At 67.6% G+C, this 25,593-nt stretch carries 20 protein-coding genes; 9 read left to right on the forward strand and 11 right to left on the reverse strand.

Features of this window, described 5'->3' with window-relative positions:
* Positions 1-14 precede the first annotated feature (14 nt).
* The 3 genes from NP80_RS00115 to NP80_RS00125 all read left to right on the forward strand — a co-directional run bounded on the left by NP80_RS00115 (position 15) and on the right by NP80_RS00125 (position 3,758).
* Positions 15-1,475 carry an NAD-dependent succinate-semialdehyde dehydrogenase gene (locus tag NP80_RS00115; RefSeq protein ID WP_006410156.1) on the forward strand — a complete coding sequence of 487 codons (1,461 nt, stop codon included), beginning with the start codon at positions 15-17 and terminating at the stop codon, positions 1,473-1,475.
* 85 nt (positions 1,476-1,560) lie between these two features.
* Positions 1,561-2,526, forward strand: coding sequence for a PDR/VanB family oxidoreductase (locus tag NP80_RS00120; protein ID WP_006410185.1), 966 nt, complete (start codon positions 1,561-1,563; stop codon positions 2,524-2,526).
* A gap of 161 nt (positions 2,527-2,687) precedes the next feature.
* On the forward strand, positions 2,688-3,758 hold the full coding sequence (locus tag NP80_RS00125; protein WP_006405367.1) for a PAS domain-containing protein: 1,071 nt from the start codon (positions 2,688-2,690) through the stop codon (positions 3,756-3,758).
* 41 nt (positions 3,759-3,799) lie between these two features.
* Here the strand turns inward: NP80_RS00125 and NP80_RS00130 are convergent, their stop codons facing one another.
* Positions 3,800-4,879 carry a tartrate dehydrogenase gene (locus NP80_RS00130; RefSeq protein ID WP_035946844.1) on the reverse strand — a complete coding sequence of 360 codons (1,080 nt, stop codon included), beginning with the start codon at positions 4,877-4,879 and terminating at the stop codon, positions 3,800-3,802.
* 412 nt (positions 4,880-5,291) lie between these two features.
* Complete coding sequence (locus NP80_RS00135) at positions 5,292-5,693, reverse strand: hypothetical protein (protein ID WP_006410165.1); 402 nt, start codon at positions 5,691-5,693, stop codon at positions 5,292-5,294.
* Positions 5,694-6,247: 554 nt separating this feature from the next.
* Between NP80_RS00135 and NP80_RS00140 the strand changes: the two genes are divergently transcribed.
* The 4 genes from NP80_RS00140 to NP80_RS00155 all read left to right on the forward strand — a co-directional run bounded on the left by NP80_RS00140 (position 6,248) and on the right by NP80_RS00155 (position 11,451).
* The gene (locus tag NP80_RS00140; protein WP_006410195.1) at positions 6,248-7,150 is read left to right on the forward strand and encodes a LysR family transcriptional regulator; all 903 of its coding nucleotides are present in this window, start codon (positions 6,248-6,250) and stop codon (positions 7,148-7,150) included.
* A 139-nt stretch (positions 7,151-7,289) separates the two neighbouring features.
* Positions 7,290-8,765, forward strand: a complete 1,476-nt coding sequence (locus tag NP80_RS00145; RefSeq protein WP_006410170.1) for an N-acyl-D-amino-acid deacylase family protein — start codon at positions 7,290-7,292, stop codon at positions 8,763-8,765.
* Positions 8,766-8,767: 2 nt separating this feature from the next.
* Positions 8,768-10,099, forward strand: a complete 1,332-nt coding sequence (locus tag NP80_RS00150; protein ID WP_006410167.1) for an MFS transporter — start codon at positions 8,768-8,770, stop codon at positions 10,097-10,099.
* A gap of 2 nt (positions 10,100-10,101) precedes the next feature.
* Positions 10,102-11,451 carry an amidase family protein gene (locus NP80_RS00155; RefSeq protein WP_006410190.1) on the forward strand — a complete coding sequence of 450 codons (1,350 nt, stop codon included), beginning with the start codon at positions 10,102-10,104 and terminating at the stop codon, positions 11,449-11,451.
* Positions 11,452-11,484: 33 nt separating this feature from the next.
* Here NP80_RS00155 and NP80_RS00160 read toward each other — a convergent pair whose 3' ends face one another.
* A complete protein-coding gene (locus NP80_RS00160; protein WP_006410188.1) occupies positions 11,485-12,333 on the reverse strand; it encodes an IclR family transcriptional regulator in 849 nt (282 codons plus the stop codon).
* A gap of 14 nt (positions 12,334-12,347) precedes the next feature.
* Positions 12,348-13,694, reverse strand: coding sequence for an MFS transporter (locus tag NP80_RS00165; RefSeq protein ID WP_006410172.1), 1,347 nt, complete (start codon positions 13,692-13,694; stop codon positions 12,348-12,350).
* 238 nt (positions 13,695-13,932) lie between these two features.
* Here NP80_RS00165 and NP80_RS00170 point away from each other — a divergent pair, with 238 nt between their 5' ends.
* The gene (locus tag NP80_RS00170; protein WP_006410162.1) at positions 13,933-15,021 is read left to right on the forward strand and encodes a porin; all 1,089 of its coding nucleotides are present in this window, start codon (positions 13,933-13,935) and stop codon (positions 15,019-15,021) included.
* 118 nt (positions 15,022-15,139) lie between these two features.
* Here the strand turns inward: NP80_RS00170 and NP80_RS00175 are convergent, their stop codons facing one another.
* The 7 genes from NP80_RS00175 to NP80_RS00205 form a co-directional block, all read right to left on the reverse strand.
* Positions 15,140-16,357: a porin gene (locus NP80_RS00175; RefSeq protein WP_006410180.1), complete on the reverse strand. Its 1,218-nt coding sequence runs from the start codon at positions 16,355-16,357 to the stop codon at positions 15,140-15,142.
* A gap of 73 nt (positions 16,358-16,430) precedes the next feature.
* Positions 16,431-18,251: a tannase/feruloyl esterase family alpha/beta hydrolase gene (locus NP80_RS00180; protein WP_035946848.1), complete on the reverse strand. Its 1,821-nt coding sequence runs from the start codon at positions 18,249-18,251 to the stop codon at positions 16,431-16,433.
* A gap of 232 nt (positions 18,252-18,483) precedes the next feature.
* The gene (locus NP80_RS00185) at positions 18,484-19,191 is read right to left on the reverse strand and encodes a substrate-binding domain-containing protein (RefSeq protein WP_006410176.1); all 708 of its coding nucleotides are present in this window, start codon (positions 19,189-19,191) and stop codon (positions 18,484-18,486) included.
* A gap of 13 nt (positions 19,192-19,204) precedes the next feature.
* A complete protein-coding gene (locus NP80_RS00190) occupies positions 19,205-19,888 on the reverse strand; it encodes a 4-carboxy-4-hydroxy-2-oxoadipate aldolase/oxaloacetate decarboxylase (RefSeq protein ID WP_035946852.1) in 684 nt (227 codons plus the stop codon).
* Between the two features lie 2 nt (positions 19,889-19,890).
* A complete protein-coding gene (locus NP80_RS00195) occupies positions 19,891-20,916 on the reverse strand; it encodes an amidohydrolase family protein (RefSeq protein ID WP_006399197.1) in 1,026 nt (341 codons plus the stop codon).
* Positions 20,917-21,002: 86 nt separating this feature from the next.
* Complete coding sequence (locus NP80_RS00200) at positions 21,003-22,352, reverse strand: MFS transporter (protein ID WP_006410193.1); 1,350 nt, start codon at positions 22,350-22,352, stop codon at positions 21,003-21,005.
* A gap of 119 nt (positions 22,353-22,471) precedes the next feature.
* Entirely contained in the window at positions 22,472-23,776 is a 1,305-nt protein-coding gene (locus tag NP80_RS00205) for a gallate dioxygenase (RefSeq protein ID WP_006399199.1), read from the reverse strand.
* 548 nt (positions 23,777-24,324) lie between these two features.
* Here NP80_RS00205 and NP80_RS00210 point away from each other — a divergent pair.
* Positions 24,325-25,584, forward strand: a complete 1,260-nt coding sequence (locus NP80_RS00210) for a LysR family transcriptional regulator (protein WP_006405386.1) — start codon at positions 24,325-24,327, stop codon at positions 25,582-25,584.
* Positions 25,585-25,593 lie beyond the last annotated feature (9 nt).

Below are 25,593 nucleotides of genomic sequence, written 5' to 3' on the forward strand. Positions count from 1 at the left end.
CAGGACGACATAACATGACTGCCCTTCAATCACCGAGCCTGCTGCGCGAGCAGGCCTACATTGCCGGCGCGTGGCGCGGCGCCCACGACGGCGCGGTGCTCGACGTCACCAATCCGTCGACCGGCGAGCGGATCGCACGCGTGCCGAACATGGGCGCCGGCGAGGCGCGCGCCGCGATCGAGGCCGCGCATACGGCGTTCGCGACGTGGCGCAAGACCACCGCGAAGGAGCGCGCGCGCCTGCTGCGCAACTGGTTCGAGCTCATCATGGCGCGCCAGGAAGAGCTCGCGGCGCTGATGACGCGCGAGCAGGGCAAGCCGCTCGCCGAAGCGCGCGGCGAGATCGCCTATGCGGCATCGTTCGTCGAATGGTTCGCCGAGCAGGCCAAGCGTATCGACGGCGACGTGATCCCGAGTCCGAACCCCGATCAGCGCCTCGTCGTGACGAAGGAACCGGTCGGCGTCTGCGCGGCGATCACGCCGTGGAATTTCCCCGCGGCGATGATCACGCGCAAGGCCGCCCCCGCGCTCGCGGCCGGCTGCACGATCGTGATCAAGCCCGCGAACGAGACGCCGCTGTCCGCGTTCGCGCTCGCGGCGCTCGCCGAGGAAGCCGGCATTCCGGCCGGCGTCGTCAACGTCGTGACCGGCAAGTCGCGCGAGATCGGCGCGGAAATGACCTCGAGCCCGCTCGTCAAGAAGCTGACCTTCACCGGGTCGACCGAAGTCGGCCGGCTGCTGATGCGCCAGTGCTCGGATACCGTGAAGAAGATGTCGCTCGAACTGGGCGGCAACGCGCCGTTCATCGTGTTCGACGATGCCGATCTCGAGCGCGCGGTCGAAGGCGCGCTGCTGTCGAAGTACCGCAACGCGGGCCAGACCTGCGTGTGCGCGAACCGCTTCTTCGTGCACGACGCCGTGTACGACGAATTCTGCCGCCGCTTCGCGGAGCGCGTCGCGGCGTTCCATGTCGGCGACGGTTTCGACGCCGGCGTCAACATCGGCCCGCTGATCAACGAAGCCGCGCGCGACAAGGTCGACGGCCTCGTACGCGACGCGGTCGCGCAAGGTGCGCGCGTGCTGGTGGGCGGCGCACCGCACGCGCGCGGCGGCAACTTCTACGCGCCCACCGTGCTTGCGGACGCGAAGCCCGGGATGGCCGTGCTGAGCGAGGAAATCTTCGGACCTGTTGCGCCGATCGTGCGCTTCACGAGCGACGACGAAGTCGTGCGTCTCGCGAACGACTCGATCTACGGCCTCGCCGCGTACTTCTACAGCCGCGACATCGGCCGCGTGTGGCGCGTGGCCGAGCAGCTCGAATACGGGATCGTCGGCATCAACAGCGGGTTGATTTCGAACGAAGTGGCGCCGTTCGGCGGCGTCAAGCAATCGGGCATCGGACGCGAAGGCTCCAAGTACGGGATCGAGGATTTCCTGTCGATCAAATACCTGTGCATGGGCGGCGTGAGCGCCTGATCTCCGTGACGGGCGCGCGCTTCGGTCGCGCGCCTTTTTCTGCTGTACCGAATCCCTGCTTTACCCGCCGGCAAAGGAATGCCTGATGAACGCCCGTGAATCGATCTTCGTCGACGTTGTCGCCGTCGAAACCCTGACCCCGCTGATCAAGCGCTTCACGCTCGCGCTGCCCGACGGCGCGCCGTTGCCGCCGTTCAGCGGCGGCGCCCACGTGCTCGTGTCGATGCAAAACGGCGAGCGGTGGCACCACAACGCGTACTCGCTGCTGAGCTCGCCGCACGACACGCGCCAATACCAGATCGCGGTGCGTCGCGAGGAAGCGTCGCGCGGCGGTTCGGCGTTCATGCACGAGCATGTCGCGGCCGGGACGCGGCTCGCGATCGGCTCGCCCGCGAACCTGTTCGAACTCGCGCGCAACGCACGCCGCCATGTGTTCATCGCCGGCGGCATCGGCATCACGCCGTTCCTTGCGCAACTCGCCGAGCATGCGCCCGGCGGCGATGTCGAGCTCGAACTGCACTACGCGTACCGCAGCCCCGAACACGGCGCGTTCGTCGACGAGCTGAAGGCCGGCCCGCATGCGGCGAACGTGCATACCTACGTCGACAGCCTCGGCCAGCGCCTCGATCTGATGCGTCTGTTCAAGACGCTGCCCGCCGACGCGCACGTCTACGTGTGCGGACCGCAAGGCCTGAACGACGCCGTCTATGCGAATGCCGCGCTGCTCGGCTGGCCGAAGTCGCAGCTCCATGCCGAACAGTTCGCCGCGACCGATACGGCCGGCCAGGCCTTCACCGTCGTGCTCGCGCGCTCGGGCATCGAGCTCGAGGTGCCCGAGGACACGACGATCCTGCAGGCGATCGAGCGCGCCGGCGTAAAGATCGACTCGCTGTGCCGCGAAGGCGTGTGCGGTACCTGCGAGGTCGCGATCCTCGAAGGCGAGGCCGATCACCGCGACCAGTATCTCGACGACGACGAAAAGGCCGCGCAGAAGACGATCCTGCTGTGCGTCTCGCGTGCGCGCACGCCGCGCCTCGTGATCGACCTGTAAATTTTCCCGCGCGCCGTATCCGGTAAACTACGCCGGATACAGGAACCCCGGCGCGCCGTTCCTTTTCGACGCGGCGGCATCGCCCGCGGCCCGCCCCTCGCGCGCCGCGGCCGATGCCGCCTTGTCGCCTGGCCGCGCGCCGCCGTCAGAAAGAGGAATGGATGTCCGAGGATACGTTCGCGTTCCGTCTCAAGGTGCTCCTCGAGCACAAGAAGCTGAGCCTGCAGCAGGTGGCCGACGCGGTCGGCATTTCGCGGCCGGCCGTGCACAAGTGGACGCGCGGCGGCGAGATCGACTATTCCAACCTGCGCAAGCTCGCCGCGTTCCTCGACGTCAATTGGGTCTGGCTGCGCTACGGCGACGACGCGGTGAAGGATCTCGGCATCGGCGCGCAGCCCGAACTGCCGATGACCGACCTGCGCCGCCGCTATACCGCCGAAATCGTGTCGAGCGAAGCGCGCATGAAGCACGCGCAGGAAGCGGCCGGCATCGTCACCTGGGAATGGAATCTCGTGTCCGACGAGCTGATCTATTCCGACAACTGCGCGAAGCTGTACGGCCGCGAAATCCATAGCAACGAGGAGTTCTGGGACATCCTGCATCCCGACGAGCGCAGCTGGCTCAACAGCCGCGCGCTGCGGGAAGCGATCGACGCACGCAAGCCGTACGTGTGGGAGTTCCGGATCGTGCTGCCGGACGGCACCGTGCGCTGGATCGAATCGCGCACCGCGACGCTCGTCGACGATGCGGGCCGGCCGACGCGGATGGTCGGCACGACGATCGACATCAGCGCGCGCAAGTCGCTGGAACAGCAGCTGCGTGCGCAGATCGCGCTGCTCGCCGACGCCGAGCGCCTGGCCGGGCGCGGGGCGTGGCAATGGCGGCAGGCACCGGATGAAGTGATGGTCTCGGACGAATGGTGCCGGCTGTTCGGCGTCGAGCGTGACGATGCGCCGCATCGTCATGCGCAAGTGCAGGCACGCGTGCATCCGGACGATCGCGCCGCGCGCGATGCCGCACTGCAGGAAGCGATGGCGAAGCACGGCGACTATCGCGCGTTGTATCGCGCACTGCTGCCCGACGGCACCGTGCGGCTGATGCTCGAGCAGGGCCACGCGCGCCCCGACGACGAAGGCGACGGCGTGCGGGTGACGGCCATGTGCCGCGCAGCGGAACCCGCCGACGCGATGGCTTTCGCCGCGCAACCGGCCGCGGCGACCACGCCGCACTGACGTCCGTCTGCCCGCGCATCTCGCGTCGCGTACGGCCAGCGTCAGAGTGCGGCCGCGACCGCCTTGCCGAGCGCCGTCGTATCGGCCGTGCCGCCCATGTCGGGCGTGCGCGGCCCGCTCACGAGCACCGTCTCGATCGCGCGCATGATGGCGTCGTGCGCGTCCTTGAAGCGTGCGTCGCCATCGCCGAGGAAATCCAGCATCATCGCGCCGGACCAGATCATCGCGATCGGGTTGGCGATGTTCTTGCCGAAGATGTCCGGTGCCGAGCCGTGCACGGGCTCGAACAGCGACGGGAAGATGCGCTCCGGATTCAGGTTTGCCGATGCGGCAAGACCGATCGTGCCCGTGCATGCAGGACCGAGATCCGACAGGATGTCGCCGAACAGGTTCGAGGCGACGACCACGTCGAAGCGATCCGGCTGCAGCACGAAGCGCGCCGACAGAATGTCGATGTGCTGCTTGTCCCACGCGATGTCCGGATAGCCGGCCGCGATCGCGGCGACGCGCTCGTCCCAGTACGGCATGCTGACCGCGATGCCGTTCGACTTGGTCGCCGCCGTGAGCTTCTTGCGCGCACGCGTATTCGCCAGCTCGAACGCGTACTTGAGGATGCGGTCGACGCCGTGACGCGTGAACACCGACTCCTGCAGCACGAATTCACGATCGGTGCCTTCGAACATCCTGCCACCGACCGACGTGTATTCGCCTTCGGTGTTCTCGCGCACCACATAGAAATCGATGTCGCCGGGCTTGCGATTCGCGAGCGGGCACGGCACGCCGGGCAGCAGGCGCACGGGACGCAGGTTCACGTACTGGTCGAATTCGCGGCGGAACTTCAGCAGCGAACCCCACAGCGAAATATGGTCGGGCACCTTGTCGGGCCAGCCGACTGCGCCGAAGTAGATCGCATCGTAGCCGCGCAGCGTTTCGAACCAGTCGTCCGGCATCATCTTGCCGTGCTGCAGGTAGTAGTCGCAGCTTGCCCACTCGAAATGCGTGAACTCGAGGTTCAGGCCGAACTTCGCGCATGCCGCTTGCAACACGCGCACGCCTTCGGGCATCACTTCCTGGCCGATGCCGTCGCCGGCGATCGCGGCGATCTTGAATGTCTGGGTCATTTCCGGTTCTACCTGTGTGTCGTCGGTACGTCTTGCGTCTGCTTCGATGCGCCGGTGTGCGGCGCTCGGTCGGCGTGCGCGCGACATGCGCGGGTGCACGCAACGCATGGACGACAGGATGCCGGAAAGCGCGGCGCGGATAATCCGCTCAACCGGGGATTCGTCTTGCACGAATCGTGGATAATCGCGGGGCGGCGAGCATCCCGCTCGCAGGAAGCGTTGCCGACCTTGGCGATCCGGTTGAAAACGCGCGCCTCGTCGGGCTCGTCGGGGGTGTCGAGCGGTTGCCGCTTTCCGTTGCGCGTGTCGGCATCGATTTGTCCGATCCACGGTCTGCGCGGGCAATCGATGACTACGCGGTCGATCTTCAAGCCGGTCGATCGCCGTCAGTTGCACAACGCAGGCCCGCCCATCATCGCGCCGGCGTGCGCACTTCCCCATCCACCCTCAACGTGCGCGCCCCTCGCGCGACGTCGTATTCGACCGTTTGCGCGGGCGTCACGGCCCCGTACGAAATGCCGTTCACGTACACCGTGCCCTGCTTCAATTCGATCTTGTCCCCGTCGACCGTCGCCGTTCCCCGCTCGCCCTTCAGCACGGCGCCGGCGCATCCCTGCGTCGAAAAGCTGCGAACCGTCGTGTCGGCGATCATCGACGCGCCCTGTCGATCCGGCAACATCGGCTGCATACCCGGCGGCGCAGCGTTCGCCGCACGACATGGCGACGCGTCCCCGCCGCCCGCGCCATACGCAGCGCCGCAGACGATGGCGCATCCGACACACAGCATGGCCGCCGATGACTGCAGTCCGTTCATGCCACCCTCCATTGCGTGCCCATCGATTCTTCGGATCCAAGCGCGATAGATCCTGAGCGCAAGTGTGCCTCGAATCGCGTCGAAGCGCTTTAAGTAGACACACTCACACAACAACGTTGCCAGGACGCACCACCGATTCTCACACCGGTCATTCGACGCTTTTTTCAAGAAAAGGGGCGCAACCGGGCTTGCCGAGTTCGCGGCCATGCTCCCGATCAAAGGCTGCGCTATGGCCGCGCACGAATGACGGACGTCGCCCCCCCCTGCCCGGCTCGGCGTGAATGACGCATGGCGCGGCACCGACATCGGACGGCAACTGACGACGCACACGATGCGCTTCATCGACGCCATGCATCGTCGCAAACGTGATTTTGGAATGCGAATCGATGGACTGAGCTCATGGTCGCGCGAGCTCGCTTGATGGTTGTGGAGGTTTCTCGCATCGCTGCCGGCACGGCGCTGCACGGCCCCGCGAATATTTTTCGGTGACAATGGTCGGCGTATCAAAATCCGTCGTCCAATGACGACCCGTTTGGAATTGATGCGGAAGCGCCATGAAAGTAGAAAACTCGGAACTCGAAGCGTTTGTCGCCGTCGCGGAACTGGGGACGTTCCATCGTGCGGCGGAGAAGCTGCACCTCACGCAGCCGGGGCTTTCCCGTCGCATCCAGAAACTGGAGCAGGCGCTCGGCGTCGAGTTGTTCCAGCGCACGACGCGCAGCGTGACGCTCACCGGCGTGGGCCGCCAGTTCCTGCCGATGGCGCGCGAGCAGATCGCGCAGCTCGGGATGATGCTGTCGTCGATCCAGGAAATCGCGGAGAAGCGCTACGGCAAGGTGCGCGTCTCGAGCATTCCGACCGTCGTCGCGCAGCTGCTGCCGAAGGTGCTGCTTCAGTATGCAGAGAAATATCCGCTGATCGGCGTGCAGATCCTCGACGGCAATCACGACTTCGTGCTGTCGCAGGTGCGCGCGGGCATCGCGGAGTTTGGTGTGAGCCTGCATCCCGGCGACGACGAGGACCTGCTGTTCGAGCCGCTGTTTCCCGATCGCTACGTGCTGGCCGTGCATCGCGACGACCCGCTCGCACAGCTCGAGGGCGTGACGCTCGCCGAGCTGCGCCACGCGCGCCTCGTAATCGGCGGGCGCGACAGCGGCAACCGGCTGCTGCTCGAAATGCTAATGGGACAGGAAGCCGTGCGCCTGCGCTGGTTCTACGAAGTCGAGCACATCTCGTGCGTCGCGGCACTCGTCGCGGCCGGTGTGGGCTGCGCGATCCTGCCGCGCAGCGCGGTCGACGGCATCGGCATGCTCGCGTCGCCCGACGTGCGTGCGGTGCCGATCACGAGCCCCGTCATCTCGCGCACGGTCGGCATCGTCCGGCATCGCGCGGTGTCGATGTCGAGCATGGCGAGCGATCTGTGCGCGCTGGTCAAGGCCGCCGCCGCGCGGGAATAAGCGATGCGCATGCCGGTTTGATAGCGTTCGCGCATGAATCGCGAGCAGACTCGCATTGGACGGCCGGAAATTGGCCGCAGACGATAAGTGGCAGACAGTACCGGCCCACCCCACGGCCCGGCTGCAGCAAGGAGCCACCATGCATTTCGACGTCATCCTGCGCCACGGCGAACTGATCGACGGGACCGGCGCCGCCCGCTTTGGCGCCGATCTTGGCGTGAGCGGCGCGCACATCGCCGCGATCGGCGACCTGTCGCACGCGTGGGCCGATCAGGTCATCGACGTCTCGGGCCGCATCGTCGCGCCCGGTTTCATCGACAGCCACACGCACGACGACGCGTTCGTGCTGACCGATCCCGATGTCGAGCCGAAGGTCGCGCAAGGCGTGACGACCGTCGTCGCCGGCAACTGCGGGATCAGCCTCGCGCCGCTGCTGGCCGAGCACGAGGTGCCGCAGCCGCTCGACCTGCTCGGCGCATGGCAGCGGTTCCGCTTTCCGAGCTTCGCCGCCTATCTCGACGCGCTCGACGCGACGCCCGCCGCGGTCAACACGGCCGCGCTGGTCGGCCACTCGACCTTGCGCGTGCGTCACGTCGCCGATCTGCAGCGCGAAGCCAATACGGCGGAGATCGCCGCGATGCGCGCCGACGTGCGCGAGGCAATGGCCGCAGGCGCGTTCGGCGTGTCGTCGGGCACGTTCTACCCGCCCGCCGCCGCCGCGACGCAGGCCGAGCTGATCGACGTGTGCGCGCCGCTGCGCGACACCGGCGGCGTATTCGCGACGCACCTGCGCGACGAGACCGCGCAGATCCTCGCATCGCTCGACGAGGCCTTCGCGATCGGCCGCGCGCTCGGCGTGCGTGTCGTGCTGTCGCATCACAAGGTCGCCGGCAAGGAAAACCACGGGCGCTCGGTCGAGACGCTCGCGCGCATCGACGCGCAACGCGCGCTGCAGCCGCTGTGCCTCGACTGCCATCCGTACACGGCCACGTCGACGATGCTGCGTGCGGATCGCATCCGCCAGTCGTCGCGCGTGATGCTCGCATGGTCGAAGCCGCATCCGGAGCTGGCCGGCCGCGATTTCCACGAACTGCTGCCGCTGTTCGGCGATTCCGTCGACGCGGCGATCGACGCGCTGCGCCCGGCCGGCGCGATCTACTTCGTGATGGACGAAGGCGACGTCGAGCGCATCTTCCGGCACGACCTGACGATGGTCGGCTCGGACGGCCTGCCGAACGACACGCGCCCGCACCCGCGCCTGTGGGGCACCTTCCCGCGCGTGCTCGGCGAATTCTCGCGGCGGCGCGGACTCTTTCCGCTGGAGACGGCGGTGCACAAGATGACGGGACTCACCGCCGCGCAATTCGGTCTCGCCGGGCGCGGCGAGCTGAAAGTCGGTCACTGCGCCGACCTCGTCGTGTTCGACCCCGAGCGCGTGCTGGATCGCGCGACCTTCGAGCATCCCACACTGCGCCCGGAAGGCATCGACCATGTTTTCGTCAACGGCCGCGCGGTGCTCGCGCATGGGCAGCACACCGGCGCACGCCCGGGCCGCGCGCTGCGCCGTCAGGCCGCCACGCCGATTCGCCACAACGACCGCCTCGCGGGGAACTGATCATGGCAAGCACCAACGACACGGCACGGATGCACGACATGCCATCCGAACGCGATGCCGGCACCGCCGCCGATATCGACGCCCTTTACGGCAAGCTCACGCAACGCATCATTCCGCTGATTCTCGTGTGCTACTTCTTCGGCTATCTCGACCGCGTCAACGTCGGCTTCGCGAAGCTGCAGATGGCGGCCGACCTGCACCTGTCCGAAGCCGCATACGGCGTCGGCGCCGGGCTGTTCTTCGTCGGCTATCTGCTGCTGCAGGTGCCGGCCGGCTGGCTCGTGCAGCGCATCGGCGTGAAGAAATGCATCGCCGGTTCGATGCTCGCGTGGGGCGCCGTGTCGATCGGCACGCTCGCGACGACCGGCCAGACCAGCTTCTACGTGCTGCGTTTCCTGCTCGGCGTGACCGAAGCGAGCTTCTTCCCGGCGGTGATCGCCTATTTCAGCGTGTGGTTTCCGTCGCGACGCCTGTCGCGCGTGATGGCGCTGCTGTTTCTCGCGATGCCGCTCGGCGTCGTGATCGGCGGCCCGCTGTCGGGCTGGATCATGGACGCGACGCACGGCGGCTTCGGGCTGCGCGGCTGGCAATGGATGTTCCTGCTCGAAGGCCTGCCGGCCGTGCTGCTCGGCCTCTATCTGCTCGCGTCGGTCACCGAGCGCATCGATGACGCGCGCTGGCTGACCGACGCCGAGAAGCGGATGATCCACGCGGAGATGGCGCAGGAAACCGAAGGCAAGCGCGCCCACCTCGGCGCCGCGCTGCGCGAGCCGACGCTGTGGCTACTGTTCGCGACGTCGTTCCTCTACAACGTCGGCAACTACGGGCTGATTTTCTGGATGCCGACGATGATCAAGGCGCTCGGCTCGCTCAGCAACTTCGCGGTCGGCGTCGTCAGCGCGGTCCCGTATCTCGTCGCCTCGATCGCGATGGTGCTCAACGCGCAGCATTCGGTACGCACCGGCGAGCGCCGCTGGCACACCGCCGCGCCCGTCATCGTCGGCGGCGTCGCGCTGCTCGCGAGCGTCGGCATGCGTGCGCACCCGCTGCTCGCGGTCGTGTGCCTGACCGTCGGCGTGGCCGGCATCATGAGCACGCTCGCGATGTTCTGGAGCCTGCCGTCGCGCATTCTCGCCGGCGAGGCCGCCGCGGGCGGCGCGGGGCTCGTCAACATCGGCGCGGCCGTGGCAGGCTTCGTCGGGCCGTCGATCATGGGCTATCTGAAGGCGATGACGGGCAGCACCGAGATCGGTGTCGCGCTGCTCGCGCTCACGCTGTTCGGTGCGGCTGCGCTGATCCTGTCGATCCCGCGCCGCTTCATCGGCCGCGCCTGATCATGCCGACCGATACGATCGACATGCGCGACGCACTCGGCATCGCGTGGGCGGTTCGGACGGGCCGGCTGAGTGCCGTCCAGGTCGCCCGGCAGGCGCTCGACGACATCGGCACGCGCCATGCGCAGTTCAACGCGATCAGCATGTGCTTCGATACACGTGCGCTCGAGGCGGCGGCGCGCGTCGACGCGTGCGTGCGCGCCGGCCGCGACGCCGGGCCGCTCGCCGGTGTGCCGTTCGTCGTGAAGAGCAATTTCGACGTCGCCGGCTATGCGACCGTCGCAGGTTCGCCGACCCGGCTTCGCGCGCCTGCGGCGCGCTGCGACGCGTCCATGGTCGATCGCCTCGTGCAGGCCGGCGCGGTGCCGGTCGCCGCAACGCATATGGACGAATTCGCGTGCGGCGCGACCGGCGTCAATCCGCATTTCGGTGCGGTGCGCCTGCCGGCCGACGCTTCACGCATGACCGGCGGCTCGTCGAGCGGATCGGCGGCCGCAGTGGCTGCCGGCCACGTGCCGCTCGCGCTCGGCAGCGACACGAACGGCTCGATTCGCGCACCCGCTGCGCTGTGCGGCGTATGGGCGATCAAGCCGACGCACGGGCGGCTGTCGATGGACGGTTGCGTGCCGTATGCGTCTTCGCTCGACGCGGCCGGCGGGTTCGCGGCGAACCTCGACGATCTTTGCGCGCTTTACGACGCGTTGTCCTGTACGAGCCGCGACGACGCACCGATCGGCCACGCGCCGCTGCGCGTCGGCGTGCTCACCGGGGAATTCGAACGCCGGGCGGATGCGCAGGTGCGCCGTGCGGTCGAGCGAGCGAGCGCGTGCTTCGCGCAACACGACCATGTGCAGGCCGTGCCGATCGATGAATCGGTGCTCGAGCCGATCCGCGCGAGTGCGCGCCTCGTGTCGAACTTCGAGGTCGCGCGCCGTCATCGCGCGCTGCTCGATGCCGACGCGTCGCGCGTGTCCGCGCATCTGCGCGAGCGTATTCGCACCGGGCTCGCCATCGGCGATGCCGCGTACGCCGACGCGCTCGCCCATCGCGCCGAGTGGCAGGCACGCCTGGCTGCACTGTTCGAACGCTTCGACATCCTGATCGCGCCGGCAACGCCGTATGTCGCGCCGCGCTTCTCCGATGCAACGGTCGACGTCAACGGCGAGGCGCTCGATCCGAAGACGACGCTCGGCATGTTCACGCAACCGATCTCGTTTGCCGGGCTGCCCGTGGTCAGCGCGCCGTGCCACGCGAAGGGCGAGCTGCCGGCGGGCGTGCAGTTGATCGGCCGGCCCGGCGACGAGCGGCGATGCCTGGCCGCCGCGCGGCGGCTCGTCAGTCCGAACCGGTGAGGTGCGGCGGTTTCCTGCCGTGCGCGTAACGCGTCAGTCGCACGTGCCTGCGGGCTCCGGCGCGCGGTAGTTCAACCGCTCGGACAGTTCGCCGGCGGCCTTCAGCACCTTGCCGACGAGCCCTTGGTCGAGCATCGACTTCTCGAGGAAAGGCCGCGCGACCGTCAGCGTGACCGCGGCGACGATCAACCCGCTGCCGTCGCGCACGGGCGCGCTGATCACCGAAATGCCGGGCTCGAACGACGACTCGCTCAGCGCATAGCCTTCCGCCGCGTATTTCTGCGCACGCGCATGGACTTCGGCGGCCGTGCGCGGCGTATGCGGCGTGTAGGTCGGCAGCATCGGTTCGGGAAACAGCGCTTCGAGCTCCGCCAGATCGAGATCGCCGAGCAGCACATGGCCGTGCACCGACGCATGCGCCGGAATCCGCGTGCCGATATTGACCTTGATCGCGCTCATCACGGAATCCTGCGTCCACGCCTTGGCGACGAACACGACGTCGCGTCCGTCGCGCACGACCAGATGACTCGCGAAACCGGTCTCGTCGCGCAGCCGCTCGATCACCGGCGTGCCGATATCGGTCAGCGCGAGCGAACTCAGATAGTCGAAGCCGAGCTTCATCACGCGCGCGCCGAGCCGGTAGTCGCGGTCGCGATTCGCACGTTCGAGGTAGCCGAGCGTATGCAGCGTCTGCACGAGACGCAGCGCGGTCGTACGCGGCAGGCCGAGGCGCTGCGCGATCACGTTGGGCGTCAGCACCGGCTCGCGCGCATTGAACAGTTCGAGCACCCTGAGGCCGCGCTCCAGCGCGGGTACCAGGTAAGTCTCGTCGTCGGCAGGCGTGCCGGTCGTATCGGGTGTATCGGGTGTATCCGGATTCATCGTGGGCTGGCGTGTCAGTCTTGCACGGTCGACTTCAGCGGTTCGGGCGAGCGGCCGCCGCGTTCGGGCGGATCGAGGTCGATGCGTTTGACCTCGCCGAGCAGGAACGTGTAGCACAGCGCGCCGATCACCGCGAACACGCTGATCAACCCGAGCGCCCACCCGAACGAACCCGTCTCGCGGACGATGAAGCCGATGGCGATCGGCGTAACGATACCAGACAGGTTGCCGACGAAGTTGACCGCGCCGCCCGTGATGCCGAGCATGCTGCGCGGCGCGATGTCGCCGATCAGCGACCACGACGCGGACGCGACGCCCTGCGCGAAAAACGCGAACGACATGATCGCGATCACGATCCAGTTCGTGTCGGTCAGCACCGTCAGCGTCATCGTCGGCACCAGCAGCAGGCCCGTGATGATCGGCGTCTTGCGCGCGGTGCCGACGCTCGCGCCGCGTCGCAGCAGCCAGTCCGATAGCGCACCACCGGCGAGTACGCCGATCGACGCGGCCACGAACGGCACCGAGGCGACGCCGCCTGCCTTGAGCACCGTCATGTGCCGCTCGCTGATCAGGTAGCTCGGGAACCAGGTGAGGAAAAAGTACAGCGACGACAGCGAGGCGAACTTGCCCGCGCAGATCGCGACGATCTGCCGGTTGCTGAACACGATCGCGAGCTTGCGCCATGGAAACGGTTCGCCGCGCGCGGGCTTGCCGGTCTCGACGACGGCGCCGCCGCGCCGGATGTGATCGAGCTCGGCCTGGTTCACCCATCGGCATTGCTCGGGATCGCGGTACAGCAGATACCAGATGCCGGCCCACACGATGCCGACGAGGCCCGTCGCGAAGAAGATCGCGCGCCAGCCGAACGTGCCGGCGATCCAGAACAGCACCGGTGTCAGCGCCGCCATGCCGATGTACTGGCCGACCAGATAGACGCTCGTCGCGCTGCCGCGTTCGCGCTGCGCGAACCAGATCGACACGACGCGGTTGTTGATCGGGAAGGTCGGCGCCTCGGCGACGCCGACGCCGAGCCGCAGCCCGAACAGCGTCGCGAAGCGGCCGGCGAAGCCCTGCAGGAACGTGAAGCTTGACCAGATCAGCAGCGCCAGCGCATACATCGCGCGCGAGCCGAAGCGATCGACGACCCAGCCGCCGGGCAGGTTCGCCAGCACGTACGTCCACGAATACGCGGAGAACAGCACGCCGATCGCCACCGGGTCGAGCCCGAACTCGTGCTTGAGCAGCGGCGCGGCGACCGACAGGTTCGCGCGGTCGACATAGTTGACGACGGTGCCGACGAACACGAGAAACAGCATCAGGAAGCGGACGCGCGTGGGTTTCCGGGCAGCGGTGTCAGGCATTCGGTCGTCTCTCGTCGGTGTCGTCGGCTTGGCTCTTGAATGACCATATATGGACATTTCGACCATCGGAGCCGCGATCATCGCGTGGTCAAAAATGCCGGTCAAGCAGCACCTGAGTATTTTTCCGCTTGCACGGCGTCGAGCGGCAGTCCTATGATTTTTCCACGTAATAACGAAACGACCACCTATGGTCAATTAGACACAGATCTGCCCTCACTCCACTTCCGAAATCCGACACATGAAAATCCTGCCTCGCACGCTTCTGATCGCCGGCTGCGGCGTCTCGCTGGTTTCGCTCGCCCATGGGCAAAGCAGCGCGTTGACGTTATGGGGGCAGGTCGATTCCGGCATCACGTACATCAGCAACAAGCGTGGCGGTTCGTCGTGGGGCACCGCCTCGGGCATCGGTTCGCCGACGCGGTGGGGGTTGCGCGGCAACGAGGATCTCGGCGGCGGCTATCGCGCCGTGTTCGCGCTCGAGAGCGGCTTCAACGTCAACACGGGCGCACTGATCAAGACCAATACGCTGTTCGACCGGCAGGCCTACGTCGGCCTCGACGGGCCGCTCGGCACACTGACGCTCGGCCGCCAGTCCGATCTGATGGACGACGTCGCGATCCGCTATTCGAATGCGTTCTGGAACCGCAGCCTGTACTCGTTCCATGCGGGCAATCTGGACAGCCTGACCAACGGCTACCAGATCGAGAACGCCGTCAAGTACCGCAGCCCCGACTGGTACGGCGTGCGGGTCGGCGCGCTATACGGCTTTGCGGGCTCGGATGCGAGCGGGCACAGCGCGGGCGCGTACGCAACGTACGATCGCGGACCGCTGTCGGCCGGCGTCACCTACATGACGAGCAAGCGCCGCGTGCTCGATCTCTACAACTACTTCGGCTGGACACGCTTTCTCGGGCAGACGCTGTCGGCGCAGCAGACGTTCCAGTCCAACGCGGTCGACAATCTCGGCATCGGACTCACATACCGGGTCGTGCAGCCGTGGACGATCAACTTGCTGTACACGCGTACCGACATCAAGGCTGCGCGGGCGGCCACGCACATGCAGAACATCGATGCGGGCACGCTCTATCAGTTCACGGCGGCGGAGGCCGTCACGCTCGACTACACGTATTCGCGCATGGAACGCATGCACTGGAACACGTTGGAAGCCGGCAACCTGTATTCGCTGTCGAAACGCACGCAGCTGCAGGCGACGCTGACGTGGCAGCTCGCGTCGGGCAACGGCGCGACGGCCGCGACCTATCCGAACGGGCCGTCGTCGGGCAGGTCGCAGTTGCTCGCGCATGTTGGGATCACGCATTCGTTCTGAACGCGCGTTCCATACCGGGCGATCGGCCGAATGCGCGCAGCAGTCGCACGACCATGAAAAACGGGCCTGTCGGCCCGTTCACGCCCCTCCATGAAATCGGCGTTGCTTCCCGTTCGTCTCAGAACCGGTGAATGATCCCGGCACCGAACGCGAACTGATTGCCGGTCGACGACGGCGCCGTGTTCAGCCCGTCGCCGAGCGTCGCGGTCGCATTGACGATATTGCCGGCGCCGTTCGTACCGAGCGTCTTGCCCTTCGCATGCTGATACGCTTCGAGCAGATACAGCCCGGTGCGCTTCGACAGCGAGTAGTACTGCGACAGGTTGAACTGATGATATTGCGCGCTATCGGTGATGCCGTTCGATTCCGTCGCGCGCGTATACGCATAGCCCGCACCGAAATCCCACACCGCCGACGGCTTCCAGTGCAGCACCGCGCCCGCCGTATTGAAGATCGCCGTATTGAAGAACTTCGATGCGGCGCCCGGAAGGTACTGCGTGTTCGTGTACGTCGCCGTTGCATCCCACGCGTCGCTGAACCGGTAGCTGAGGCCGGCCGCGAAGCGCTGCTGCGCCTTCGCCGTCTGATAGCCGTTCGTAACCGCCGACACGCCGATCTGCGAGCCGCCGTTCGACGTCGTCGAATTCGCGCCCCACGCGCCGCCCGCGGTATTCGAGTTGTTGACGCGCTCGAACGCGACGCCGACGCCGAGCGGGCCGGCCGCATACTGAATGCCGGCCGCCCAGGTCGAGCCGGCGTTCGTGCTGCCCGCGACGCCGCCGAGCGAGTACGAGCCGCTCAGCGTCAGGCCGTACCATTTCGGCGACGTGTATTCGATCGTGTTGTTCGCACGGTAGATGGTGTCGAGCCCGTCGACGTCGCCCGGGTGCGCGCCGTAGTAGCCCGTGATCCACGTGATCGGGCTGAACGGCGCCATCGTCTGGTAGTACGACGCGTACTGCCGCCCGGCGGTCAGCGTGCCGTACGTCGCGTTGGTGAGCCCGACCCACGCCTGCCGGCCGAACATCGCGTCGGTGTACTGCGCGGCGCCGGTGCCCGAATTGAATCCGGATTCGAGCGTGAAGATCGCCTTCGTGCCGCCGCCGAGATCCTCCGTGCCCTTCAGGCCGAACCGGCTGCCGGCCCACACGCCCTGATTCATCTTGACGAGCGACTTGCCGCCGGACGTCGAGCCGACCGTCGTCGCGCTGCTCTGGTAGCCGATGCCGTTGTCGACGATCCCGTACAGCGTGACGCTGCTTTGCGCGAATGCCGGGGCAGCGACCGCGAACGCGACGCCGGACGTCAGCGCCGTCCGCCATGCCTGCTTCTTCATCGATATGTCTCCTTCGTTGGTTTTGTCTGACAGGATTGAAATGGCGAGCGGCGCATCGACGCCGCTCGTTCGATCAGGGGCGGTACGCGCGCCAGCCGTTGCCGCCCGTGCACGCGAGTTGCGAACCGTTCACGCGGCACGTCGCTTCGTAGCCCGGCGAGTACAGCCATTCGCCGGCCCAGTGCAGGTCGACGAACGGATCGGCCTTCGGCGTGTCGGCGACGAAGTTTGCCGCGTCGTCGGTGCTGCCGCTGCCCGTGTAGCGCGCGGTGGCCGGGTACGGAAACACCGGCCGCGTGCGCGTCGTGTTGCCGCTCGCGTCGACGATCGACGCGACGATCCGGCCCGGCGTCGTGCCCGTCTCGGTCCACGCCATCAGCGGCGTCAGCACGTCGAACACGTTCGGCCCCTGGCCGCCGCCGCAGTGCGCGACGCCCGGGAACAGATAGAAGCGCGCGAAGCGGTCGACGTTCGCGTCGCCCATGTAGCGCTTCATCGCTTCGTAATATTCGATGCTCGAACGCGGCGAGATATGCTGGTCCTCGAGCCCGTGCCAGAGCAGCAGCTTGCCGTTGCGGCCGGCGAAGCGGCTCAGGTCGGGATCGGTCGCGGCCAGGTAGTTCGACACGGGGACCACCGTCTTCAGGAAACCCGCGAGCGTGAACTTCAGATCGCCGATTGTCGCGGACGGATACGACGCGTTGTAATAGTCGAGGTAGCGCAGGAACGGCAGCACGAAGCCGATCGTGCCGCTCTGCGCGGTGGCCGTCGCCGGCACGAACAGCGTCCAGTTCAGCTCCGAGCCCCACTCGCGCGATACGAACGGTTCGAGCCGCAGCCCGTCGGCCGTCGTCGCGCCGTCGTGAAGCCGGCGTACGACAGCCGCTTCCTGCGGCGTCAGGCAGGTCGCGTTCTCCTGGCCGGTTGCACACACGAGCGTCGCGGGATCGAAGCGGCACGCGCGCGGATTGTCGATCACGCCGTCGACGACACCGTCCAGCGCATCGCATGCTTTCAGCACGGCGGCATGCAGCATCGGCAGCTTGCCGGCGAGCAGGATCGCGTTGCCGGTCTTCGGATCGGTGTTCACGGCGGCGGGCCACGCGTGATGAAACGTGTTCTGCACGATCAGATCGTTCGCGGGCGCACCGGCGGCGATCCCGTCGAAATCGTCGGGGTAGCGCTGCGCTTCCATCAACGCCTCGCGGCCGCCGTCCGAACAGCCGTCGAAGTACGCATAGCGTGCGGGCCGCGCATAGAAGCGCTGGATGATCGCCTTCGCGACCTGCGCGGTCGCATGCTCGGCGCGATACGCGAAGTCGAGCTTCGCGCGCGGGTCCAGCGCCCAGGCGCCGTCGTTGCCGCCTTCGTGCCCCATGTCGGTTGCGGCCATCGCGATCGTACCGTTCGTCACCGGCACGCAGGTCGACGCCATCGGCGCGTTGACCGACAGATTGCCGCACAAGCCGCCGCATCCGGTCTGCAGATAGCGCTGCGTCCAGCCCTGCGTCGGCAGCTGGAGCTCGAACAGCGATGCGCCGGGGCCGATCGTCCCCTTCACGTCGCACATCGGCGCGGCCAGCGTGTTGTTGCCGACGACCGTGCCCGCGGGCAGCACGGTCGCGGACGTGATCGTCACGGGGCCATCGGTCACGCCGCTCAGGTCGAGCGATGCGATCGCCTGACACGACATCGCCGGCATCACGGCCGGCAGATTCGCGAGACCGCCGCTGCTCGCTGCACTTGCCGCGCTCGCCGCCAGCGGCCAGCCGATCATCACCGCGCAGAGCCATCCGATCGCGATCGCCAGCCGCCGCAGCAGCCGCTCCGTTCCGCTGCCCGTCTCGCGTCCACCCGTGCGCCGCGCGCACGTTGCGTTGCCGTTCGTCTCCATGTCCGTCTCCTGTCGTTTTGATTGGCGAGCCGTACGCGCGTGTCGCGCGACGGCCGTTCGTGATAGCGTCGACACGCGGTTGAACGCCGTGCATCGACAGGCGCGACGTTCCGTGGTCAGCATAACGAGCGACGTCGTATCGCTGCGTTGCGAACCGCGCGCCGTGCCATCCGATCTGTTTATCGCTCGGATGCAGCCGACGCGCGCCGCCATCCGGTCGCGTATTACGGCGTCACGCCGGCTCCATCCCGCACGCGCGCTTTGCCGCATCGTTGTGCGGCGACGCCAGATAGGCGAGAAACTGCGCGGCCGAAGCCGGTTCGCGCGCCGCCGTGCAGACCGCCGCCGCGAACACCGTGATCGACTGAATCGTGTCGGGAAGCAGGCCCGCGACGTCGATACCGTCGACGTTCGTCAGCTCGCTCAATTGCTGAAAGCCGAGCTCGACGTCGCCGGATGCGATCAGCGAGCCGACCGGTACGCCGGGCGGCGCCTGCACGATGCGCGACGCGAGCGCATCGGCGATGCCCCAGCGCGCGAACAAGCGGTTCAGATGCACGCCGCTCGGCCCGGTGGAGTAGCCGATCCGGCGTGCGCACAGCACCGCGTCGCGCACTGCGGCTTCGGTGCCGAGATCGGGGCGCGGCGTGCCGGCCGGCACCGCCACCGCGATGGCCGAGCGCGCGACGTCGACGCGGCCTTCGATGTCGACCCGGCCCTCGGCCGCGAGCCGCTCGATCGCGTCGGCTGCGAGCACGACGAAGTCGAACGGCTCGCCGGCCTGCACGCGACGCGCGGCATCGACACCGCCGATCGACGTGACGTCGACGCGCCCGCCCGTGTCGTGCGCATAGCACTCGACGAGCCGGGCGAGCAGCGGGCGCGTCGCCATCGACGAGATGCCGGCGATCGCGGCCGGCGTGCGGGGCGCGTGTGCCATCGTCGCCTCCGCGTCAGTCGATATAGCGCAGGCCGGCCTGCCGCAGCGGCTCGCGCATGTCGTACATGTCGAGGCCGAGCACGCCGGACGCGAGCGTCTCGCGCTTTTTCGCCTCGTTCGCTTCGCGCGCAAGCGCCTTGTCGAGCACGTCGGCCGCCTGCGCGGCCGGCACCGCGACGACGCCGTCGTCGTCGGCGACGATCACGTCGCCCGGATGCACGAGCGCGCCCGCGCAGACGACCGGCACGTTCACCGAGCCGAGCGTCGCCTTGATCGTGCCTTTCGCGGAGATCGCCTTGCTCCATACCGGAAACTGCATCGCCTCGAGCACCGCGACGTCGCGCACGCCCGCGTCGATGATCAGCGCATGCGCGCCGCGCGCCTTGAAGCTCGTCGCGAGCAAATCGCCGAAATAGCCGTCCGTGCAGTCTGCGGTGATCGCCGCGACGACGACGTCGCCCGGCCGGATCTGTTCGGCCGCGACATGCATCATCCAGTTGTCGCCCGGATGCAGCAGCACGGTTACGGCCGTGCCCGCCGCATGCGCGCGAGGATAGATCGGACGCATGTACGGCTTCATCAGCCCCGTGCGCCCCATCGCCTCGTGCACCGTCGCGGTACCGAGTTCGCCGAGCCGTGCGGCGATCTGCGCGTCCGCGCGATGGATCGTGCGGTAAACCACGCCAAGTTCGTTCATCTTCACTTCCCCTTCGCTTTCAGTTGCGCATCCAGGCGCGGATACACGCGGCGCGCATTGCCCTCGTAGATCTTGTAGCGCGCCTGCGCGTCGAGTGCCGACGCTTCGATGTAGCGCTTCGTATCGTCGTAGTAGTGCCCGGTCTCCGGATCGATGCCGCGAACGGCGCCGATCATCTCGCTCGCGAACAGGATGTTGTCGACCGGAATCACGCCGGTCAGCAGATCGATACCCGGCTGGTGATAGACGCACGTATCGAAGAACACGTTGTTCAGCAGATGCTCGGTCAGCAGCGGCTTCTTCAGTTCCTGTGCGAGGCCGCGAAAGCGCCCCCAGTGATACGGCACCGCACCGCCGCCGTGCGGAATCACGAAGCGCAGCGTCGGAAAGTCCTTGAACAGATCGGACGTCAGGCACTGCATGAACGCGGTCGTGTCCGCGTTCAGGTAATGCGCGCCGGTCGTGTGAAAGCACGCGTTGCAGCTCGTGCTCACGTGGATCATCGCGGGGATGTCGTACTCGACCATCTTCTCGTACAGCGGATACCAGTAGCGGTCCGACAGCGGCGGGCTCGTCCAGTGGCCGCCGGACGGATCGGGATTCAGGTTGACCGCGACGTTGCCGTACGCCTCGACGCACCGGACGAGCTCCGGAATGCAGGTCGCGACGTCGACGCCGGGGCTTTGCGGCAGCATCGCCGCCGGCACGAAGCGGTCGGGGTACAGCCGGTGCACGCGGTAGCACAGCTCGTTGCAGACGGCGGCCCACGTGCTCGACACGTCGAAGTCGCCGATGTGGTGCGCCATGAAGCTCGCGCGCGGACTGAAGATCGTCAGGTCGAGGCCGCGCTCGCGCATCAGCCGCAGCTGGTTCGGCTCGAGCGATTCGCGCAGCTCGTCGTCGCTGATGTTCAGTTCCGCGACCTTCGGCCGCTCGGACGGGCTGTGAATCGCCGCGATCTGGCGATTGCGCCAGGTCTCGAGCGCCTTCGGCGCGGTCGTGTAGTGGCCGTGAATATCGATGATCATTGACACTCCTGTTGCATGACGGGCTGGCCGGATGCCGCGTGTCGGCGCCGTCCCGCGACGCGGGACGCGCGATCGCGCGGACGCGGTCAGTGCGCCGGTTTTTCCATTTCCTTCGGTTCGCGTGCGGCCGCGCGCTGTGTCGTGACGATCGCAATCGCCGCGAACGTGGCGGGCACCGCGAGCATCGACAGGATCGCGTCGAACTTCCAGCCGAGGCCGAGCAGCGCGCCGCCGATCGCCGAACCGAAAATGCTGCCGAAGCGGCCCATGCCGAGCATCCAGCTCACGCCGGTTGCGCGCGCGACGGTCGGGTAGCGGCCCGGCGCATACGCGTTCAGCCCCGTCTGCGCGCCGCTCATGCAGAAGCCGGCCGCGAACACGAGCAGCGCGAGCGACGACGACAGCGCGCCGGCCCACGCGAGCACGGCCACGCACAGCGCGCCGCCGAGATACGCTGCGCCGATCACGGGTGCCGGCCGCACCTTGTCCATCAGCCAGCCGACGCCGATCGCGCCGATCGTCCCGCCGATCTGGAACATCGCCGTCACGTTCGCGGCCGTGCTGACCGACAGGCCCGCGTCCTTGATCAGCGTCGGCAGCCAGCCGGTCAGCAGATAGATCACGAGCAGTCCCATGAAGTACGTGATCCACAGCGATACCGTGACGACGCCATAGCCTTGCGAGAACAGCACGCCGATCGGCTTGCGCGTCGGCAGCGGCGGCTCGTTCGAGACGAACGTCTCGTTGCCGTCGAAGCGTGCGCCGCAGACGCGGTTCAGCAACGCGCCGATGCGCTGAGACGGCGCACCGCGCACGGCCAGCAGCCGCGCCGATTCGGGCAGCAGCCACAGTTGCAGCGGAATCAGCAGCAGCGGCAGCGCGCCGCCGAACAGCAGCACCGCGCGCCAGCCGTGCAGCGGAATCAGCCAGCCGGCGACGAAGCCGATCAGCGCCGAGCCGAGATTGAAGCCCGTGAACATGATCGTGATCATCAGCGACCGCATCCGCTGCGGCGCATACTCCGACAGCAGCGTCGTCGTGTTCGGCATCGCCGCGCCGAGCCCGATGCCGGTCAGCAGCCGCAGCACGGCCATCTGAACCGGCGAGCCCGCATACGCGGTCGCGATCGTGAAAAGACCGAACAGAAACACCGACGCGATCAGCACGCGCTTGCGCCCGAACCGGTCCGCGCTCGGGCCGGCGACGAGCGCACCGATCACGAGGCCGATCGGCGCCGCGCTCATCACGAGCCCGAATTCCGGACGCGAGATCGCCCAGTCGCGAATCACCGACGGCGCGACGAACCCCATGATCGCGACATCCATCCCGTCCGCAATCACGACGAGGCAGCACAGCGCGACCAGCAGCCACTGGTAGCGCGACACCGGCCGGTCGTCGATGAACGACTTGATGTCGATTGTCTTTCCACTTGCCATCCTGTTTCTCCTGTCTCCTTGGCGGCGATCCGTGCTTCGCTTCGCCATCCTATTTATCTGAGCCGATCTCCTGCGGAGGCCGGCGACGCACGCGGCAAACGTTGCCGCGTGCGCATTCGCTAGCTTTCGTTGCCCTCCGTGCCGGCGTCCCAGCCGAGCGGCCCCGCGCTCTTGCCGGCGACCGAATACAGCGCGCCGGGCGCATTGCGCGTGCGCTGAAAATCCTCGAGCGATTCGCCGCGCATCGCCGCATAGATGTGCAGGTTCGACACGCCCGTCACCGCGCCGAGTTTTTCCAGCAGGAAAAAGATCACGCCGTAGCGCAGCAGGCCGGCCCAGTCGCGCCGGCGGATCAGGTCGCGCTCTTCGTCGCTGAGGCCCGCCGCCGCAAAGCTCGCTTCGGGGTCGGCGAGGAACTGCGCGCGATGGGCGGGCTCGATCATCCGGTGCAGATAGTCGTTGATCCGGTAAGCACGCACCGCACGCGCGATCGTGAACGGATACGTGCCGGGCAGGCGCTCGACGCCGTCGAGCTCGGCCGCGATGCGCCGACGGTGCCGTTCGACGGCGGCCGTGTCGACGTCCGGGTCCGCACTTTCGTAGATCGCGGTCGCGATGCCCGTCATCGACGGCAGGTAGTAGCTGCGATGCCGGCACACGACGCCGGCCGGCAGCGCGCCGCGCATCGTGAGCCACATCACGACCTCGGCGCCTTCGAAGCCGCCGAGCGTCGCGTATTCGGCCAGCGTCATGCCGGCGAGACGTTCGGGATCGCGCTCGAACAGATCGAGAAAGCGCCGGTCCCATTCCGGATCGTTGAAGCCCGCGCGTTCGCCGTGCACCTGGTGCGACAGCCCGCCGGTCGCGACGATCGCGACGCGCAGGTCTTCCGGATAGCTCTCGATTGCGCGGCGCAGCGCCTGCCCGAGCCGGTAGAAGCGGCGCGCGGACGGCACGGGCAGCTGCAGCACGCCCATCTGCAGCGGCACGAGGCGCACCGGCCAGTCCGGGCGATGCGGACACAGCACCGACAACGGCGAGAAACAGCCATGATCGAGCGGCTTGTTCTGGAAGAACGACATGTCGAACTCGTCGGCCATCAGCGACTGGCCGATATGCGCGGCGAACGCCGGATCGCCGGCGATCGGCGGCAGGTCGCGCGCACCGCCGCCTTCGTCGGCCGGATGCCATTGCGGCCCGACGCCGAGCGCGAATGCCGAGTAGTGATCGAAGAAGAACGACGTCACATGGTCGTTGTAGATGAACAGCAGCACGTCCGGGCGCTGCGCGTCGAGCCATGCGGCGAGCGGCGCGAAGTTCTCGAAGATCGGCGCCCAGACCGGATCGTCGCGCTTGTTCTTGTCGAACGCGAACCCGATCGTGGGCGTGTGGGAGGCCGCGATGCCCCCGATAATCCGTGCCATGGCCTGTGTGCTCCTTCGCGATGTTCGAATGCGGATCGTCGACTCGACGGTCCGGCAGAGTGGATGCGCGTGTGCGGTGTGCGCGTCGCCACCGTCGCGGCGGACGGTGCGCGGCGCGCGTGTCGCCGCTCGCCGTTGCCGCCCGATGTCCCGTTTCGATCGGACGAACAACGGATCAGATGGCCCGCCCGGTCGCCGGCAACGGCGCTCACGCTGCTGACCAGGCCGAAATTACCCATTGCGCATCGTCGCCACCCAGTCGGGGTAAACCCTTGGTTTTGAGCGGAAAGTCGCGCGCAGTACACGTTCGGCGAGCGGGCCGCAGGCGTGCCGCACATGCCGCAGGCCCGCGGGACAGGGCTTCCGCCCGCGGCCGTCGCGCGCCGCCCGGCACGCGTGCCGCCGTCGCCCGATTCATTTCCGATAAATAAAACAGATAGGTCGATAAGCACGACGCAAGTTCGGGCGCCGCCGTTCCGGTAAAGTCGATCGTCATTGGCGCGCGGCCGCGACGACGCGCGTCCGTCCTCCATCGAACTTCCGCGACCATGGATTCCAACGATCTGCCGAACCTTGCGTGTCTGTATGCCGTCCAGCGCGTTGCCGAAACGGGCAGCGTCAGCCGCGCGGCCGCCGCGCTGTTTCGTGCGCAATCGGCCGTCACGCGTGCCGTGCAGGAAGTGGAAGCGGCGCTCGGCGAACCGCTGTTCGATCGCAAGCCGTCCGGCATGCTCGCGACGCCGGTCGGACGCGCGGTGCTGAAACGCAGCGAGCGCGTCTTCGCCGAGCTCGGCGAACTCGCGAACTGGTGTGCGTTGCGGCAGTCGCGCCGCCGTGCGCCCGGCGAAGGCGGGCTGCCGGCGTATCTGCTGAACACGCGGCGGCTGCAGCTGTTCTCGACGCTCGCTCGGCACCGTCACATGCCGAGCGCGGCCCGCGCGCTCGGCGTGACGCAGCCGGCCGTCAGCAGCGCGATCCGGATTCTCGAAAGCGGCGCCGGTTTCGCGCTGTTTCATCGCCATCCGCGCGGCCTGCTGCTGACGGCCGACGGCGAAACGTTTCTGCTGCACGTGCGGCGCGCGCTGAACGAGTTGCGGCATGTCGCCGACGACGTCGCCGCATTGCACGGCAGCATCCAGGGCGTGGTGACCGTCGGCGCGCTGCCGCTCGGCCGCACGCTGATCCTGCCGGAAGCGCTCGCGCGCGTCGTCACGCGTTTCCCGAAAGTGCGCGTGATCACCGACGAAAGCGCGTACGAAGCGCTCGTCGCGGGCGTGCGCGCGGGCGACATCGACTTCATCCTCGGCGCGTTGCGCGCGAACGATGCGGCCGGCGACCTCGAGAACGAACGATTGATGTCGGAGAATCTCGTCGTGCTGGCGCGCCGCGATCATCCGCTCGCGCGCGTGCGCAATCTCGGGCTGCGCAGCCTCGCGGCCGCGCAATGGATCCTGCCGCGCAGCCATGCGCCCGCACGCGGCCTGTTCGATGCGCTGTTCCGGCGCATGAAGCTCAAGCCGCCGATGCCGACCGTCGAAAGCGCCGATCTCGCGGTGATCCGCGGGCTGCTGCTGCATAGCGACATGCTGGCGGTGCTGTCCGCGCAGCAATTGCATTACGAATGCGAGTCGGGGTTGCTCGCGGTGCTCGACGTGCCGATGCACGATACGACGCGCGACATCGGGCTGATCACGCGCAGCGGCAGCCCGCCGTCGCCGGCGGCGCGCGCGCTGATCGACGCGATACGCGTCGTCGCGACCGACATTGCGCGCGGGCCGCGCATCGTCGCACGAAAAGCCGCGCATTAGCGCGCGTGC

Source organism: Burkholderia multivorans ATCC BAA-247 (assembly GCF_000959525.1).
GTDB classification, from domain to species: Bacteria; Pseudomonadota; Gammaproteobacteria; order Burkholderiales; family Burkholderiaceae; genus Burkholderia; species Burkholderia multivorans.

Coding starts and splice junctions, on each gene's coding strand:
- NP80_RS00115 (WP_006410156.1), top strand. CDS start 15: ATGACTGCCCTTCAATCACCGAGCCTGCTGCGCGAGCAGGCCTACATT.
- NP80_RS00120 (WP_006410185.1), top strand. CDS start 1,561: ATGAACGCCCGTGAATCGATCTTCGTCGACGTTGTCGCCGTCGAAACC.
- NP80_RS00125 (WP_006405367.1), top strand. CDS start 2,688: ATGTCCGAGGATACGTTCGCGTTCCGTCTCAAGGTGCTCCTCGAGCAC.
- NP80_RS00130 (WP_035946844.1), bottom strand. CDS start 4,879: ATGACCCAGACATTCAAGATCGCCGCGATCGCCGGCGACGGCATCGGC.
- NP80_RS00135 (WP_006410165.1), bottom strand. CDS start 5,693: ATGAACGGACTGCAGTCATCGGCGGCCATGCTGTGTGTCGGATGCGCC.
- NP80_RS00140 (WP_006410195.1), top strand. CDS start 6,248: ATGAAAGTAGAAAACTCGGAACTCGAAGCGTTTGTCGCCGTCGCGGAA.
- NP80_RS00145 (WP_006410170.1), top strand. CDS start 7,290: ATGCATTTCGACGTCATCCTGCGCCACGGCGAACTGATCGACGGGACC.
- NP80_RS00150 (WP_006410167.1), top strand. CDS start 8,768: ATGGCAAGCACCAACGACACGGCACGGATGCACGACATGCCATCCGAA.
- NP80_RS00155 (WP_006410190.1), top strand. CDS start 10,102: ATGCCGACCGATACGATCGACATGCGCGACGCACTCGGCATCGCGTGG.
- NP80_RS00160 (WP_006410188.1), bottom strand. CDS start 12,333: ATGAATCCGGATACACCCGATACACCCGATACGACCGGCACGCCTGCC.
- NP80_RS00165 (WP_006410172.1), bottom strand. CDS start 13,694: ATGCCTGACACCGCTGCCCGGAAACCCACGCGCGTCCGCTTCCTGATG.
- NP80_RS00170 (WP_006410162.1), top strand. CDS start 13,933: ATGAAAATCCTGCCTCGCACGCTTCTGATCGCCGGCTGCGGCGTCTCG.
- NP80_RS00175 (WP_006410180.1), bottom strand. CDS start 16,357: ATGAAGAAGCAGGCATGGCGGACGGCGCTGACGTCCGGCGTCGCGTTC.
- NP80_RS00180 (WP_035946848.1), bottom strand. CDS start 18,251: ATGGAGACGAACGGCAACGCAACGTGCGCGCGGCGCACGGGTGGACGC.
- NP80_RS00185 (WP_006410176.1), bottom strand. CDS start 19,191: ATGGCACACGCGCCCCGCACGCCGGCCGCGATCGCCGGCATCTCGTCG.
- NP80_RS00190 (WP_035946852.1), bottom strand. CDS start 19,888: ATGAACGAACTTGGCGTGGTTTACCGCACGATCCATCGCGCGGACGCG.
- NP80_RS00195 (WP_006399197.1), bottom strand. CDS start 20,916: ATGATCATCGATATTCACGGCCACTACACGACCGCGCCGAAGGCGCTC.
- NP80_RS00200 (WP_006410193.1), bottom strand. CDS start 22,352: ATGGCAAGTGGAAAGACAATCGACATCAAGTCGTTCATCGACGACCGG.
- NP80_RS00205 (WP_006399199.1), bottom strand. CDS start 23,776: ATGGCACGGATTATCGGGGGCATCGCGGCCTCCCACACGCCCACGATC.
- NP80_RS00210 (WP_006405386.1), top strand. CDS start 24,325: ATGGATTCCAACGATCTGCCGAACCTTGCGTGTCTGTATGCCGTCCAG.